The organism is Zestomonas insulae (assembly GCF_016901015.1).
GTDB classification, from domain to species: Bacteria; Pseudomonadota; Gammaproteobacteria; order Pseudomonadales; family Pseudomonadaceae; genus Aquipseudomonas; species Aquipseudomonas insulae.
In genome coordinates, this window is the sequence record NZ_JAFEUP010000003.1 from 21,455 (window position 1) to 36,415 (window position 14,961).

15 protein-coding genes are annotated in these 14,961 nt (G+C 57.9%); 7 read left to right on the top strand and 8 right to left on the bottom strand.

The annotated features are described in order from the left end of the window. Positions 1–31: 31 nt before the first annotated feature. Positions 32–655, bottom strand: a complete 624-nt coding sequence (locus JQX08_RS09970) for a TetR family transcriptional regulator (RefSeq protein ID WP_205348232.1) — start codon at positions 653–655, stop codon at positions 32–34. 151 nt (positions 656–806) lie between these two features. Here JQX08_RS09970 and JQX08_RS09975 point away from each other — a divergent pair, with 151 nt between their 5' ends. From JQX08_RS09975 to JQX08_RS10000, 6 genes are all read left to right on the top strand, one after another. Continuing rightward, entirely contained in the window at positions 807–1,616 is an 810-nt protein-coding gene (locus JQX08_RS09975; RefSeq protein ID WP_205348233.1) for a CmcJ/NvfI family oxidoreductase, read from the top strand. Positions 1,617–1,705: 89 nt separating this feature from the next. Further along, the gene (locus JQX08_RS09980; RefSeq protein ID WP_205348234.1) at positions 1,706–2,323 is read left to right on the top strand and encodes a hypothetical protein; all 618 of its coding nucleotides are present in this window, start codon (positions 1,706–1,708) and stop codon (positions 2,321–2,323) included. A gap of 74 nt (positions 2,324–2,397) precedes the next feature. Then, positions 2,398–4,002 (top strand): FAD-binding protein, encoded by a 1,605-nt coding sequence (locus tag JQX08_RS09985; RefSeq protein ID WP_205348235.1) that lies wholly within the window; start codon positions 2,398–2,400, stop codon positions 4,000–4,002. After that, positions 3,999–4,343, top strand: a complete 345-nt coding sequence (locus tag JQX08_RS09990; protein WP_205348236.1) for a c-type cytochrome — start codon at positions 3,999–4,001, stop codon at positions 4,341–4,343. Before JQX08_RS09985 ends, JQX08_RS09990 begins: the two co-directional genes overlap by 4 nt. Positions 4,344–4,463: 120 nt before the next feature. Beyond that, positions 4,464–5,633, top strand: coding sequence for a cytochrome P450 (locus tag JQX08_RS09995; protein ID WP_205348237.1), 1,170 nt, complete (start codon positions 4,464–4,466; stop codon positions 5,631–5,633). 10 nt (positions 5,634–5,643) lie between these two features. Next, positions 5,644–6,600: a PDR/VanB family oxidoreductase gene (locus JQX08_RS10000; RefSeq protein ID WP_205348238.1), complete on the top strand. Its 957-nt coding sequence runs from the start codon at positions 5,644–5,646 to the stop codon at positions 6,598–6,600. A 237-nt stretch (positions 6,601–6,837) separates the two neighbouring features. Here the strand turns inward: JQX08_RS10000 and fdhA are convergent, their stop codons facing one another. From fdhA to JQX08_RS10025, 5 genes are all read right to left on the bottom strand, one after another. Next, positions 6,838–8,031 carry a formaldehyde dehydrogenase, glutathione-independent gene (fdhA, locus tag JQX08_RS10005; protein ID WP_205348914.1) on the bottom strand — a complete coding sequence of 398 codons (1,194 nt, stop codon included), beginning with the start codon at positions 8,029–8,031 and terminating at the stop codon, positions 6,838–6,840. Positions 8,032–8,162: 131 nt separating this feature from the next. Then, positions 8,163–8,546, bottom strand: a complete 384-nt coding sequence (locus JQX08_RS10010; RefSeq protein ID WP_205348239.1) for a VOC family protein — start codon at positions 8,544–8,546, stop codon at positions 8,163–8,165. An 81-nt stretch (positions 8,547–8,627) separates the two neighbouring features. Beyond that, positions 8,628–9,746 (bottom strand): S-(hydroxymethyl)glutathione dehydrogenase/class III alcohol dehydrogenase, encoded by a 1,119-nt coding sequence (locus tag JQX08_RS10015; RefSeq protein WP_205348240.1) that lies wholly within the window; start codon positions 9,744–9,746, stop codon positions 8,628–8,630. A gap of 119 nt (positions 9,747–9,865) precedes the next feature. Then, positions 9,866–10,819, bottom strand: a complete 954-nt coding sequence (locus JQX08_RS10020) for a PDR/VanB family oxidoreductase (protein WP_205348241.1) — start codon at positions 10,817–10,819, stop codon at positions 9,866–9,868. Positions 10,820–10,897: 78 nt separating this feature from the next. Further along, positions 10,898–11,965 (bottom strand): aromatic ring-hydroxylating dioxygenase subunit alpha, encoded by a 1,068-nt coding sequence (locus tag JQX08_RS10025; protein WP_205348242.1) that lies wholly within the window; start codon positions 11,963–11,965, stop codon positions 10,898–10,900. Between the two features lie 115 nt (positions 11,966–12,080). On the opposite strand from JQX08_RS10025, the gene JQX08_RS10030 reads away from it, so the two are divergent. Beyond that, positions 12,081–13,040 carry an AraC family transcriptional regulator gene (locus tag JQX08_RS10030; protein ID WP_205348243.1) on the top strand — a complete coding sequence of 320 codons (960 nt, stop codon included), beginning with the start codon at positions 12,081–12,083 and terminating at the stop codon, positions 13,038–13,040. 59 nt (positions 13,041–13,099) lie between these two features. Here the strand turns inward: JQX08_RS10030 and JQX08_RS10035 are convergent, their stop codons facing one another. Together JQX08_RS10035 and JQX08_RS10040 are read right to left on the bottom strand one after the other, a co-directional pair. Continuing rightward, a complete protein-coding gene (locus JQX08_RS10035) occupies positions 13,100–13,924 on the bottom strand; it encodes an SDR family NAD(P)-dependent oxidoreductase (RefSeq protein WP_205348244.1) in 825 nt (274 codons plus the stop codon). A 54-nt stretch (positions 13,925–13,978) separates the two neighbouring features. Further along, entirely contained in the window at positions 13,979–14,938 is a 960-nt protein-coding gene (locus JQX08_RS10040; RefSeq protein WP_205348245.1) for an SDR family NAD(P)-dependent oxidoreductase, read from the bottom strand. Between the last annotated feature and the right edge of the window lie 23 nt (positions 14,939–14,961).

The following is a 14,961-nucleotide window of genomic DNA, read 5'->3' on the forward strand; positions in this document are numbered from 1 at the left end:
TCGCTGAGGCGCACAGTCCCGGAGGTAGGCCTTATTGGGGCCTAAAGCCTCTCAGCAAGAGGCCAAAAATGGTCGGAAGGTTCTGGGCAAACGTTTCGTAGTTCTCTATGCCTGAAAACAACCGGCACTGCGCCGCGATAAAAACATCGACGAGCATGAGGCTGAGCAGGCGCGGGTCACTGTCGGGATCTACATCGCCCTTGGCTTGGGCCGCCTGGATCCATGCGGCCAGGCCGCCGATCCACAGATCGATGAACTCTATCATCTCTTCTCGTCCTCGGGCTGGAACCCAGGAAAGCTCTTTGAGAAATGGAGACGCCAACTGGGGGTACTCAAGGTTGTAGTCCACTATGGCGTTGAAGTGGATCAAGAGCCGCTCGATAAGCGGGACCTCAAGGGCGCGAGCAAAGTCGGCCTCTACGACCGGCTGCAATACGCTTCTGAACACCAGGACCAATAGGTCACCCTTGTTCGACGCGTAGAGGAACAGCGTGCCTTTGGCTACACGCGCCTCATGAGCAATTTCACTGAGTGTGGCCTCTTCATAGCCCTTACAGAGAAAGGCTTCGCGTGCGGCAGCGGTAATGCGTTCAAGCTTGTCTTGCTTGTTCTGCTCTCTCTTTCCGAGAGTGGACTTCAAAACACAATTCGGCACATGCAGCTCCTCGCCCAGTGGTCAGATCTTAGCTGGCCATTGTATCTAAATTTGTTCGTACAATTCGTATTGACAAAAAATGACCACGGTCATTAAATAAAACAGACGCATATTCCTCCACGGCCCGACAACACAAAAAAAGGAGCCTGTCATGAATGCGACTGCCCATCCCTCCGTACGTGTAAAAATGCGCTATGCGGCCGCTGACAAGCCCGCTGGTATCTTCTACGCGCTGTCCCATGGTGAGTCGACTTGTAGCTTTGAAGAGCACGAGACCGAGGTCGTCAATGCGCGAGGCCTTCTAGATTCGTTCTCCCTGGAGACCAATGGTGCAATTCTCCACAAGCACCAGTCTGACGTGCGTGACTTCACCGACGAAAAAGAAATCAACGAAGTCTACGTTCCTGAAGTCAAAAAGCTCGTTCAAACCCTGACAGGTGCGACGCGCGTCATCGTGTTCCATAAGGTTGGGCGTTTCGAGCAAGGAGAGAAGGAAGGCAAGCGTCAGCCCGCGGCCAATGCTCATATCGACTACACCGAGGAGAGCTTCCGTATTTGGGCGAAGCAGGAGCTGGGGGATGGTCCGGACGCCGAGAAGCTTCTTGGTAAGCGCTGGGCAGCCATCAATGTCTGGAGGGGCATCAAGGCGGTAGAGCGCATGCCTCTTGCCTTTGTCGATGGGCGCACCATTGATCCGGAAAAGCTTCGGCATGTGCCAATTCACGATCGTCCAGGTGTGCCGACTCCACTCGTTGGGATGAACCTGCTCCATGATCCGGCCCAGCGCTGGTATTACGTCCCGGATATGCAGCCGGACGAGGTATTGGTCTTCACCTTGTTCGACAGTGACGCAAACCGCACGCAGCGAGTAGCACACTCCGCCATCAATGATCCCACCTCGCGACCGGACGCTGCGCCGCGCTCCAGTTTCGAGGTCCGTACCATCGCTTTCTTCGATTGAGGTGATGGATGGAGCGTTCAACGATCTCTCGCTCTGTTAGAGCGATATTCGGCCACGATGCCGCGGCGACTCCGTTGCCGTCTTGGCAGATGAGTCGTCGTACTGTCCTCAAGGGGGCGGTTGCCGCCCCTGCACTTGGATTGGGTTTTTCCGTCCTTTCCACTCCGGCGAGTGCCAGTGGTTCCGTTCATGCGATGGTGTACGACAGCCGTTTTGCGGCAAGTGGAGCCATTGCTGATGAGTTAATGCGAATGGGCATCCAACAGGCTCCTATTGAGGGCGATGTAACTGGTGTCTGGTTCAGCACATTAGATCCACTTTGGGCAAAGCGTCCTGCAACTATTGCCGGTCTTACGAGCCCGGCGGCTCTGCTGTGCCTCGAGCAACTGGCCTGGAATCGTCATCACCGAGTTGTGATGCGGATCGACCATGTGCGTACGCCTGGCGGTGGCATTGAGCATCGGATCGATGCACCAGCCGAATTGATTCCAGCTATGACGGCGGCACTGCGCGAGGCGCCCGACTGGAGCCGTGCAGTGGCCCGGCTTGCGGGTGAGTTGCCAGGTCCGCTGTTCTATTCGGCTCGCATGGATCAGGCCCGGGTTGTGGTCTCTAAGAATGCCGTACCCATGGGCGGGCAAACTCACCAAGTGACCTGGGTAATAGCTGCCGACCAGACAGTGCACTCCTCGTTTCGCACAGCCTGAACGATTTCCAATAATAATCAGAGGTGATCATGAGTTTGCCATCGGGCATAACCCCTGCAGACTTCGACTCTGCCGTGAACGAGTTCAAGCGGATTGTCGGGGACCAATGGGTCTACACAAGCGAAGAAGATCTCAGACTGTATCGCGACGCTTACTCCCCTTACTTGGGGGAGGCTGAGGAGCGCATCGCGTCAGCCGCTGTAGCACCTGATGGCGTCGAGCAGGTGCAGGCGATTGTGCGTGCAGCCAATCGTTTCAAGATCCCGCTTTACCCCATTTCCACCGGTAAGAACTTGGGTTATGGCGGCTCTGCGCCTGCCTATTCCGGGTCGGTGGTGCTCGATCTGAAGCGTATGAACCGTGTACTAGAGGTCAACGAGAAGCAGGCTTTCTGCCTCGTTGAGCCAGGTGTCAGCTATTTCGATCTGTATCGCCATTTGGAAGAGCACAAGATCAAGCTCTGGATGGACATTCCCGACCCAGGCTGGGGAAGTCTTGTGGGCAATGCGTTGGATCGTGGCGGTGGCTATACCGCGGCGCGATTCCGCAACCATTTTGAGGCCCATTGCGGCATGGAGGTGGTGCTGCCAAACGGTGAGCTCATGCGCACCGGTATGGGCGCTTTGCCTGGTTCCGAGACCTGGCAGCAGTACAAAAGCGGGTTTGGACCGGTAGTAGACGGGATCTTCTCGCAATCCAACTTCGGCATCGTTACCAAGATGGGTTTCTGGATGATGCCGGAACCCGAGGCCTACTTGAAGTGCACGGTAACGGTCCCAGGCTTCCGAGATATCGTTCCGTTCGTAGACACCATCAATCACCTGGAAAATTCTCGGGTATTTGATGGTCTTCCAGATTTCATGAGCCCGCTGCTAGGGGTGCCTTCCATCTCCGAGGCGGAGAAGATCTGGGAGGAGGGGCCGCCGATGCCGCCACCGAAGCTGATGGAGCTACTGCAGAGTGGTGCGACTCCAGACCAGCTAGAGCAATACGGGCGTCAGAATGGACTGCATTACTGGGGCTGCCATCTCACGTTCTACGGCCCAGAAGAGGTAGTGCGGGCCCAGTGGAAATACGCTCAGCAGCAGTTCCTCAAGGCCATCCCGGATGCACAGTGCAAGGAGCATTCGTTTCACAAGCTGCCGCTCTCCGAGGAAGAGAAATCTAAAGTGCATATGACCCAGTTCGGGATACCGAGTCTGAGGTTGTTCTCCATCGGCGCGCGGACCTCCTGGAATCCCACGCCGAGCCATGGGCACATGTGGTTCTCGCCAGTAATCCCACGTACGGGCGAAGCCGTGCTGCGTGCCAACGAGGTCTTCGCCAAGGCCTCTCGCGAGCTCGGCGTACAGATGCTGACGCCGATCACTCTGCCGGCAGCCGTATGGGAGCGGGCCTTCGTCTTCATCGTGGGTTTCCCTGTGACCGAGAACAAGGAGGTCAATAAGAAGAACCGTGCAGCGTTCCGCGAAATGATCAAGATCGCGGCCAAGGAAGGCTGGGGGGAATACCGCACTGCACCGGCCTACCAGGACGATGTCATGGCCACCTACTCATTCGGTGATCATGCCCTGCTGCGCTTCCACGAGACGGTCAAAGATGCGATCGATCCTAACGGAATCATTTCACCCGGTCGCTATGGCATATGGCCGAAACATCTACGGGGGAAGCGTAAATGAAGCGTTGGCTCGGCATTCTTCTAGTCACCGCCTGGGGCACTGTGATCGCTGCACAGCCTGAGGGAAAAGTCTCTGCCGCGCGCGGCAAGGAAGTCTTTCAGCAGTGGTGCGCGGCCTGCCACGCGCCAGGTATCCGTCACCCCGGCACGCTCGCCTTGGAGGCCAAGTACAAGGGGGCGGTGCCGGCTGCATTGGAGGAGCGTAAGGATCTGGCGCCGCAGTTCATTACCTATTTCGTACGCAATGGCGTTTCGATCATGCCCTTCTTCCGCAAGACGGAGGTCAGTGACCAGGACCTTGAGGCGCTGACTCGCTACCTCACCGAGGGCAAAACACCCTGACACCGGAGCAGCCCGAGTAATCGGGCCAGCGATGCCTTGAGCGAAAGCCTGCCTATTGATCATTTACTCGTGGTGCTAGCTACAAAGCAAAACAAACGCTGCGCTGACAAGGAGTAACGAATGAACCCCGATATCCCTGTGGTAACCAGTGATCCATTTTCCGACGAGGCTGTGGAGAACGCTTTTTCCTATGACGGCGAATTGCGTGATGCGGCACCCGTTTCCTGGCTGGAGAAATACCAGTGCTACTTCGTCGGTCGCCATGACCTGATCAAGTCGATCCTGAGCGACTGGAGGACTTTTTCCTCGCTCTCCAAACCATTCGATAAGGGCAACTCGGCCATTCCCCAGATCCTGGTGACGGATGATCCGCCCGAGCATACGACGCTGCGTAATACCCTGATGAAGTTCATGTCTCCGGTCGCGCTGAAGCAAGCCCACAATGACTTCGTTGCGGTGGCCGAGGAGCAGGTCAGCGCCTTGCTGCAGCGGGATGTCGTTGATGCGACACAGATTGCCTCGGATTTCGTGCTCAAGGTATTTCCCGACTATCTAGGCTTGCCTGCCGAGGGACGGGAAAATCTTCTGCCCTTTGGCGAGGCCATATTCAACTCGGTCGGGCCGAACAACGAGCGCGCACGTGAGTCGATGATGCGAGCCGGCCCTGCGTTCCAGTGGGTGATGAGTCAGTGCGCTCCTGGAGCAGTTGTCAAAGGGCGGTTGGCGGATCAGATCTACACCTTGCCTGAGCTCGGAGTGGTCAACCAGCAACAGGCTGGGCTGCTGGTTGCGTCTATCCTGGCTGCCGGTTTTGACACCACGGTGCTTGCCCTGACCTCGGCACTGCGTGCTTTTGCCCAGTATCCGGAGCAGTGGGAAGTGCTACAGGATCCACTGCTGTTCAAGCGTGCCTTCGAGGAGGCGCTTCGATATGAACCGCCGGTGCGCTTCGTGGCCCGTACCCTGGCGTGTGATGCCGAGGTCGGCGGGGTTCAGCTGAAGAAGGGTGATCACATGGCCTTGTCGATTCTGGCGGCGAGCCGTGATCCCTTGGTCTGGAGCTCTCCCGAGGTGTTCGATGTCCGGCGCGAGCCCTTCTCGCACTTGTCCTTCGGCGCCGGCATTCATGCCTGCATCGGCCAGGCGTTGTCACGCATCGAGTATTCGGCACTGTTCTCGGTACTGGCTCGTCGTGTGTCGCGTATTGAGCTGGTGGGCGAGCCACGCCGACTGTCGAACAACATTGCCAACGGTTGGCAGCATGTGCCGATTCGTCTGATCGCCAGTTGAGTATGTCGCGATGAGTACCGATCTTACTGTTTGCGTGAAATCAGTTCGGGCTGAGGCTGTGGGCGTCAATAGCTATGAGCTGGTGGCCGTGGATGGCGGTGAGCTGCCGCTGTTCTCGCCTGGCGCCCACATCCAGTTGCAACTAGGTAATGGCATGAGCCGGCATTACTCCCTTTGTAATGATGCGATCGAGCGCCATCGATACAAGATTGCTGTTGGTCTGTCAGCCAATAGTCGTGGGGGATCGACCTATGTCCACGAGCAGTTGCGCCAGGGTGATCGGCTCACCGTCAGCCCGCCCCGCAACCATTTCCCCCTGATCGAGGATGGCGAGCACTACGAGTTCATCGCCGGCGGCATTGGCATCACGCCGATTCTGCCGATGATCCTCTGGTGCGAGGCCAAGGGAAAATCCTGGCGCCTGCACTATCTGGCGAAGTCGCGCGCTGGCGCGGCTTTTCTGGATGTGCTTGAGCAGTTGCCGCCACGGGGCCAGCACTTGCATTTCCGGGATGAGCACGGCGGTGTTCGTCTGGATATCAACGCTGTCGTCCAGGCTATTCCACCGGCTGCGCATCTCTATTGCTGTGGTCCGGCCGGACTGATGACGCAAGTGCGTGATACCGCAGCCGGTCGGCCGAGCGGCCTGGTCCATTTCGAGTGGTTCGAGGCGGCGGTCCATGAGGAATCAGCAAGCGCCGGGGCCTTCACGGTTTTAGCCCGGCGCAGTGGCCTGAGTCTCGAAGTGCCTGCCGACAAAAGCATTCTCGAAACATTGGAGGAGGCGGGATTGCTGCCGCCCTACTCGTGCCGGGAGGGCATCTGCAACAGCTGCGAGACCCGCGTGCTAGGTGGGATTCCCGAGCACAGGGATCAGGTCTTGTCCGATGCGGAGAAGGCGGCCAACCAGACGATGCTTATCTGCGTCTCTCGCTCCAAAACTCCGGTTCTGGAGTTGGATATCTAAGCTGTCCTGGTGATACGGTATCGCGCCCGGAGCACTGCATAGCCGCTAAGGCGCTGGCGTATGGCACGCATATGGAGCAAGCCCGATAGCATTGAAAGAGCGCTATCGGGCTTGGCTGCGTCGTAGGTGGTCAGCGAGCAAACTTGCGCCTAGGGCGACGTTGGTCACCTATTTAAGTTGATGGCAGCTACAGCGTTGCGCCCAGCTTGCCGCCGCGGTTGGGAAGAGCTTTCAGGCTCAGCTGAAGCTCTTATGCGGATCGATGACGAATTTCTTTGGGACGCCGGCATCGAACTCGCCGTAACCACGGGGTGCGTCGTCCAGGCTGATGACCTGCACGCCCACCACTTCCGCAATGTTGATGCGGTCCCACATGATGGCTTGCATCAATGCGCGGTTGTACTTCATCACCGGGGTCTGCCCAGTATGGAAACTGTGGGATTTCGCCCAGCCAAGGCCGAAGCGGATACTCAGGCTGCCGATCTTCGCCGCGGCATCTACAGCGCCCGGATCTTCGGTGACGTAGAGGCCGGGGATGCCGATCTTGCCGGCCACACGGGTGACCTGCATCAGCGAGTTCAGCACGGTAGCTGGGGCCTCGTGCTGCGCACCGGAATGACCATGACCACGTGCTTCGAAGCCTACCGCATCGATTGCGCAATCCACTTCCGGCTCGCCTAGCAGATTGGCAATCTGCTCGTGCAGCGGTGTGTCTTGGGATAGGTCGGCGATTTCGAAACCTTGTCGCACTGCGTGCTCAAGACGGACTGGATTCACGTCACCGACGATGACCACTGCGGCACCCAGCAGGCGCGCGGAAGCGGCGGCGGCAAGGCCTACGGGACCGGCACCGGCGACGTAGACGGTACTGCCTGGGCCGACGCCGGCGGTGACCGCGCCGTGGTAGCCAGTGGGTAGGATGTCCGACAGGCAGGTCAGATCCCGAATTTTCTCCATGGCCGCATCACGGTCAGGGAACTTGAGTAGATTAAAGTCTGCGTAGGGGACCAGCACGTATTCGGCCTGGCCACCGGTCCAATCACCCATGTCGACGTAGCCATAGGCACCGCCGGCACGGGCCGGGTTGACGGTCAGGCAGACGCCGGTGTGCATTTCCTTGCAGGAGCGGCAACGGCCGCAGGCAACGTTGAACGGCACCGAAACCAGGTCACCGATCTTCAGATTTTCGACGTCACTACCCTTCTCGATGACCTGGCCGGTGATCTCGTGGCCGAGTACTAGGCCGACCTGGGCACTGGTACGGCCACGCACCATGTGCTGGTCCGAACCGCAGATGTTGGTGGAGATCACTTTCAGGATCACCCCGTGCTCGATCTTCTTCCCGCGTGGGTCCTGCATTTTCGGATAGTCGATTTTTTGTACTTCGACCTTGCCAGCGCCGAGATAAACAACACCACGATTGCCAGACATACGTTCACCTTTTTGTTGTGTGTTCTGTGTGGACTCACGGTTTGTCCATTCGTCGAACACCGCACCATTTCTGATGGGGAACAAGAATGGGGAGTGGGCGACGCCGCCTGAATGTTGGCGTCGCGCTTGGCTTACGCGGGCTTGAAGCAGTAAGCGGCTAGCTTGTTGCCATCAAGATCACGTGCATATGCGGCGTAAGCGTTCGGCGCCCAGCCGCGAGGGCCCGGAGCTCCTTCGTCCTTACCGCCAGCTTTCAGAGCAGCGGCATAGAAGGCATCGATTGCCGCGCGGTTCGGTGCTTCAAAACTGATGGTGATCCCGTTGCCGACGGTTGCTGGTGCACCGTTTGCCGGATGGAGGACGAAGAACGAAGGAGCATCTACTCCCCAGATTGAGCCCGTCTCACCTAAATCGGCGATGCGTTTAAGGCCCAGCTGCTTCAGGACATCGTCATAGAAGCTGCGCGCTTTCTGCAGGTCATTAGTTCCGACTGTTACGTGGGTGAAGATACTCATTGCTGTTCTCCTTGTTTGGCGACGGGTGAGGTGCAGACGAACTGCCAGGACAGGTGATGTCCGCGCGCAGAGAGTGATATTTCAGGAGTTGAAGTTGATGACCGTGCGGATGCTCTTGCCCTGGCGCATCAGATCAAAGGCCAGATTGATCTCGTCCAAACCCATGGTGTGGGTAATGAAGGTATCCAGCGGGATTTCGCCTTTCTGAGCCTTTTCCACATAGCTGGGTAGCTCAGTACGGCCTTTAACCCCACCGAATGCGGAGCCTCGCCAGACGCGACCGGTCACTAATTGAAAGGGGCGGGTGCTGATTTCCTGGCCAGCAGCGGCGACACCGATGACTACTGACTCGCCCCAACCTTTGTGGGTGCACTCCAATGCGGCGCGCATCAGTTGAACGTTCCCGACACATTCAAAGCTGTAATCCACTCCTCCGTCGGTGAGCTCGATGATTACGTCTTGGATCGGCTTGTCGTAGTCCAACGGGTTTAGGAAATCAGTGGCCCCTAAGTCCTTGGCGACATCGAATTTGGCTGGATTGATGTCGATCGCGATGATGCGTGAAGCGTTGGCCATCTTCGCGCCGATAATCGCAGCGAGACCAATGCCACCCAAGCCGAAGATTGCGACGGTAGCACCCGCTTCAACCTTGGCCGTGTTAAGGACCGCGCCGATACCAGTGGTGACGCCACAGCCCAGCAGGCACACCTTTTCTAGTGGCGCCTCGTGCGGGATCTTTGCCAGCGAGACTTCCGGAAGGACGGTGTACTCGGAGAATGTCGAGCATCCCATGTAGTGGTAGATCGGCTTGCCTTGGTACGAGAAACGGCTCGTGCCGTCGGGCATCAGTCCTTTGCCTTGAGTCGCGCGCACGGCACTACACAGATTGGTTTTTCCGGACTTGCAGAACTTGCACTCACGGCATTCTGCTGTGTACAGCGGGATCACGTGATCGCCAATAGCAACGGAAGTCACCCCCTCACCAACGGCCTTCACAATCCCGCCACCTTCATGGCCGAGAATCGTCGGGAAAACACCCTCTGAATCCGCCCCTGACAGCGTGTATGCATCAGTGTGGCAAACGCCGGTTGCGATGATGCGAACCAGCACCTCGCCGGCCCTCGGCGCAGCAACATCTACTTCAACGATTTGCAGCGGTTCATTTGGGGCGAATGCCACCGCAGCTCGTGATTTGAGCATGCTCTGATTCCTGTATGCAGTGAAGTTTCTTTATGGAAGCGCCGTGATGTCGAGCTTGCGGGCCTGCTCAACGCAGCCGGAGAGTCACGTTGTGCTTCCGCGGTGTAGGTCCAGGAGGCCTACACATCCAGCTCAAGTACCTCGCTCTTGGAGCGAGACACGCAGATCAGCATCGTTTGATTGCTGGCCTTCTGAGACTCCGACAGAACGAAGTCACGATGCTCTGGAATTCCGGCCAGCACGCGCGTTTCGCAGCTACTGCAGAGACCTTCGCGGCATGAGAAAGGTACGCACAGCCCATTGCTTTCCAGGGCTTCGAGGATGCTTTGCTCGGGGGAGACATTCACAGTGATCCCACTTCTGCGAGCTATCAGGGTGAAGCCTGTTGTTAGGTCCGCGGCTACCTGCGGGGCTGCTGAAAACCATTCAAAGTGAGCATGTTCCGCCGGGCGGTTGTCGGTGCCCGCTTTTACTCTCTCCATCAGAGGCCCTGGACCACAGCAATAGATATGACTGTGCTGAGGGATCCCCATGAGCGTTTTTTCAACGTCTAGGGGTTGGCCGTCATGTTCATCGAGAAAGTGGTACTTCACTCGCGTTGGTGACAACTGCTGCAGCTCTTCATAAAAGGCGGCGCGAAGACGATTGCGAGCCAGATAGTGCAGATACCACTCTTTACCGTTTGCTTCGCACCAACGGACCATCGCAAGGATCGGAGTAATCCCGATGCCCCCAGCTATGAAGTCGTACCGCTCGCCGTTCTTGATAAGAGGAAAGTGGTTTCGAGGAAGGCTAGTGCGGATGTTGTCACCTACCTGCAGCCCACCGTGCAGAAATCTGGAGCCGCCGCGGCTTGCGGGCGCCAGGCTGACGCCGATGACATATCGGTCCCGCTCTTCGCAGTCATTGCTTAGGGAGTAGTGTCTTTTCAGCCCGTTCGCTAAGTGGACTTCCAAGTGCGCGCCTGGCTCGAACGGGGGAAGATTTTGTCCGTCAATGGAGACAAGTTCGAAGCTAAGAATGTCCTTCGCTTCGGCATTGATGGCGCTAATGCGCAGAGTGAGATCGGACATCTCGGTATTCCTTTCGTTGCTGGCCACACCTCAGTTGGAGGGAGGCCAGCATGTGCTCATCGGGAGGCTAATCGGGGATCACTGAGCAGCAACAGGCTGCAGGGCGGGTTGGCGCTCTTCGTTGATCAGCTTGTCCAGAACCCAGCGCATTTGTGAAAGCGCATTGTCGAACGCGATCGGTACCTGCTTCGGGTTGGGGGTTTGATCAAGAACGCGCGCCTGAGCCTCAATCATGATCCTGTCTTCTTCGAAGGCCTGACGAGCGATGGCAAGCATGCCGTCGGCTTGCGCATCAGTGGCACCGGCCAGGGCGTGTCGGTTAGGCGCCCAAGAGAAAAAGTATCGAGAGGTACCGTCGGTTAGCGGAGTGATCGATTGGCAAGTGACGTCGTGGCGAATCGGGTGAATGCCGTGAGGCTCCTGCCCTTCAAACTGCTTCACCGTGCCCCCAGGGAATCCGTAGGAGTGCATCACCATCACGCCCGGAGCTAGATAGTCATATGTACTGAACAGGTCCATGGTCTCGACACTCACCGTAGCTTTCAGGTGATTTGGCACTGGTTGATCTGGCATCCAGCGCTGCACCCGCACCCCTCGATCGAGGCGGGTTACTTTCGGTCGCGTGTGGGCCCAGTCCTCACCAACACCGAAGCTATCTTTATGGAGATAGAACAGGTGCGAGAAGTCTAGGAGGTTGTCGTTCACGAGCTGGTAGTTGGCCTGATAGTCGATGCTTCCAGAACGGAAGATCCAATCAGGATTGTCGAGCGACACCGCAGGGGGGATCAGTGCAGGGTCGGCTTTGGCTGGATCACCCATCCACACCCAAACCCAGCTGTTCTGTTCGACTACGGGAAATGCACGAACGCACGCTTGCGGCGGAATCGAGTCCTGACCAGGAATCTCGATGCACTTGCCGCTGTCGTTGAATTTCAACCCGTGGTACATGCAGCGCAGCGAATCGCCTTCTTTGCGCCCGATGGATAGAGGTGCTGAGCGATGGCAGCAGCGATCCTGCAGGGCGACGATTGTTCCGTCCGTTTTCCGATACAGAACGATGGGCTCATTGATGATGGTGCGTGAAACCAGACCGTCTTCGATCTCATAGTTCCATGCAGCGACATACCAGCAGTTGTTGAGAAACATGAGGCTTCTCCTCCAGGCTCGTTGTTGTATTTGTGAGCCCAGCTTAAGAGGTTGCCCTGTTCTGATCCATGCTATGGTGTATTGAGTTTCGGCTGTATTGCGTAGGGTTGGGGTGATGGATCTTCTGGGTGAGGTACTACTGTCCCTTAAAGTGGAAGCGAATTCGGCTGGGATCTTTGCCTTGAGAGAAAGCTGGGGCTTAGACATGCCGCCTCTTTCGGAAAACTACTCTCTGGCACATTGCTGCATAGACTCACCCTTCTGGCTCCTGGTGGAAAATCAGGAGCCAGTGATGCTTGAGCCTGGCGATTCCGTGCTGTTGCTTCATGGGCGGCGCTATGCGTTGGCCTCCAGTCCACAAGCTGCTCGCGTCGAGTTGCAGAGCTACTGGACCGAACGGGGTTTACCCCATCTTGCGCCGGGGCAGAGGCAGGCCTCCCCACTTGCTGGCCTGGAATTGGGAGAGGGCGCCAAGATAGGGCGAATGTTGACTCTGGCTTTCCTGCTACAGGCGGGAGACGGAAATGTCCTGATCAAATCCCTACCACCGGTGATTCATCTGCGTGGTAGTGCCAGTGGCTTGTTTCCCTGGATAAGCACACTGCTGGACTTTCTGGCGTGCGAGGACACCGCAAACCACAACGGTTACACCGCTACTGCGACGCACCTTTCTAATTTGATTCTGACCAGTTTCATTCGAGCCTATGCGCTCTCGTTACCGTCGCACAGCACAGGCTGGTTGCGCGGCTTGGCCGATCGGCGCATCAGTCAGGCCCTGGTATCCATGCATGCGCACCCTGAGCAGGCCTGGACAATTGAATCCCTGGCTGAGAGAGCTGGGATGTCTCGACATACCTTTGGACGACGGTTCACCAGTTTGGTGGGCCAGTCTCCTGTCGACTACCTAATTGCGTTGCGCATGCAGGTTGCCGCTGAATCGATCCGTGCAGGGCTTTCCGTCGCGCTCGTCGCGGAAAAAGTTGGCTACCAGTCCGAGCGTGCTTTCCGCGAACTCTTCAAACGACGCTTCGGCATGCCGCCATTGAGGTATGCCAAACAGCAGACCGTCCAGTAAGGCTTGAGGTCTGCTGTTTGCTGGCGGAATCAAAATGCACCATCCAGAGCTGCTTTGCTTTAGTCGGCCAGCCCTTGCGTATATCCGCCATCGATGACGATCTGTTCGCCGGTGATGAAGCTCGAGGCGCCCGAAGCGAGCAGCAGGGTCAGTCCTTTGATCTCGTTGATGCTGGCCATGCGCTTGAGCGGAATGCGCGAAGAGAACGCTTCCTGGACTCCCGGCTGGTGGACGAAGCCGTCACCGATGTTGGTGACGAACGGGCCTGGGGCAATGGAGTTGACTAGGACGTTGTAACGCGCCAATTCCAGAGCTGCGTTGCGCACCAGGTGCGCCGCACCGCTTTTGGCCGCCATGTAGGCCGCACCGATGCCAGGGGAAACCCGCACGGACGCAGTGGAGGTGGTGACCACGATGCGACCAGCGTTGCGTGGCTTCATGTGCCGTGCCGCTTCACCGATGCAGTAGAACACCGAGTTGAGATTGACTTGGATGACCCGGTCCCAGCGCTCATCCGCGTAGTTCTCGAGCGCATATTCCGTCGGCCGCTGGCTGCGGTCAGTCATTGACACGAAGCCGGGGCCGGGATCGATGCCGGCGTTGGCGAATACGCAGTCCAGCCGGCCATAGTGCTCGGCGGTTTGCGCAAATGCCTTCCTGACGGCCTCGCGGTCGCTGACATCGACCCGCAGGCCGCGCACATCGAATCCGGCCGCGGTGAGGCGTGCGGTCTGCTCTTCAAGCCGTTGGCTGTTCAGGTCCATCATGGTTACTCGGGCGCCGTTTTCGGCCAGCGCCTCCACCATCCCCAGGCCGATGCCGCTGGCGCCGCCGGTGACGATGGCGCCGTACCCTTCAACTGAAAAAAGATCTGCTGCTTTCATAGTTACCTGACGATGCGGGCTCAGGGGGCTGAGCCGCGCTTGGGAGAGTGGGGGTTATGCCAGATTCAGTGCCTGCAGAATCTCGTCATCCGGGAAGGGCTTTTGTAGGTGCAGGCCGGGCATGATGATGTAGGGCCGCTCGGCAACCGGGACATCCCGCAGGGCTTCGGCGATAGCGGGAATGGTGATCAAATCATTTTCGACCACGATCTCCGCGTCGGCGCTCCAGCCGCTGAACAGATAGGTACGTCCACCGCCGATTCCGAATACTCGGCCGGTAAAACGGCACTCCTTGGAGGCGAGGTAGACCACTAGTGGCGACACATTGCCTGGCCCGTAGGGGTCGAAGGTTTCGCTTCGTTTCATCATCGCGTCGATCATCGGTACGGCATCGGTCATGCGCGTTCGTGCCATGGGCGCGAGAGCATTGACGCGTACACCGAGTCGCGCCAATTCAGCCGCGGAGGTTTGAGTGAGCGCGGCTACGGCTGCTTTGGATACGCAATAAGCCGGACTGCCGGGCAATGGGTTGACCCCGGCCGGCGAGGAGGTGTTGATAATGGCACGACCTGCTTCCGGTCCGCGCTCCTGCCAGTGGGCAGCCGCCCAGTGAGACATGGCGGCGGTGCCGGTGAGGTTTACTGCCATGGTCACTTCCCAGTCGTCTTTGGAAATGCTGGCGATGTCGCTGCCGAATCGCGAAATCCCGGCATTGTTCACTAGGATATCGAGGCGGCCAAAGTGCCTGATGGCGTCGTCGACGACGCTCTTGGCACCATCCCAATCCGAGATGGACGAGGTATTAGCCTTGGCTTCTCCACCTGCGGCATGGATCTCTCTAACAACTTCCAGCGCGGGGCCGTTGTTGGCCCCTTCGCCGCGGTCACTGCCTCCCAGATCATTTACAAGCACCCGAGCACCGGCTTCTGCGAGAGCCAGGGCATGTGCGCGTCCCAGTCCTCGGCCACCGCCGGTAACGATGGCGACCTTTCCTTCAAGCGATTTGTTACTCATGAGTTTTCTCTTTGAATGCTTTC

What these genes read in the sequence shown, in the direction of transcription:
- JQX08_RS10020 (WP_205348241.1), bottom strand. Translation starts at nt 10,819, where the DNA reads ATGTCCGATCTCACTCTGCGCATTAGCGCCATCAATGCCGAAGCGAAG.
- JQX08_RS10035 (WP_205348244.1), bottom strand. Translation starts at nt 13,924, where the DNA reads ATGAAAGCAGCAGATCTTTTTTCAGTTGAAGGGTACGGCGCCATCGTC.
- JQX08_RS10025 (WP_205348242.1), bottom strand. Translation starts at nt 11,965, where the DNA reads ATGTTTCTCAACAACTGCTGGTATGTCGCTGCATGGAACTATGAGATC.
- JQX08_RS10000 (WP_205348238.1), top strand. Translation starts at nt 5,644, where the DNA reads ATGAGTACCGATCTTACTGTTTGCGTGAAATCAGTTCGGGCTGAGGCT.
- JQX08_RS10030 (WP_205348243.1), top strand. Translation starts at nt 12,081, where the DNA reads ATGGATCTTCTGGGTGAGGTACTACTGTCCCTTAAAGTGGAAGCGAAT.
- fdhA (WP_205348914.1), bottom strand. Translation starts at nt 8,031, where the DNA reads ATGTCTGGCAATCGTGGTGTTGTTTATCTCGGCGCTGGCAAGGTCGAA.
- JQX08_RS09995 (WP_205348237.1), top strand. Translation starts at nt 4,464, where the DNA reads ATGAACCCCGATATCCCTGTGGTAACCAGTGATCCATTTTCCGACGAG.
- JQX08_RS09980 (WP_205348234.1), top strand. Translation starts at nt 1,706, where the DNA reads ATGAGTCGTCGTACTGTCCTCAAGGGGGCGGTTGCCGCCCCTGCACTT.
- JQX08_RS10040 (WP_205348245.1), bottom strand. Translation starts at nt 14,938, where the DNA reads ATGAGTAACAAATCGCTTGAAGGAAAGGTCGCCATCGTTACCGGCGGT.
- JQX08_RS09975 (WP_205348233.1), top strand. Translation starts at nt 807, where the DNA reads ATGAATGCGACTGCCCATCCCTCCGTACGTGTAAAAATGCGCTATGCG.
- JQX08_RS09990 (WP_205348236.1), top strand. Translation starts at nt 3,999, where the DNA reads ATGAAGCGTTGGCTCGGCATTCTTCTAGTCACCGCCTGGGGCACTGTG.
- JQX08_RS10015 (WP_205348240.1), bottom strand. Translation starts at nt 9,746, where the DNA reads ATGCTCAAATCACGAGCTGCGGTGGCATTCGCCCCAAATGAACCGCTG.
- JQX08_RS10010 (WP_205348239.1), bottom strand. Translation starts at nt 8,546, where the DNA reads ATGAGTATCTTCACCCACGTAACAGTCGGAACTAATGACCTGCAGAAA.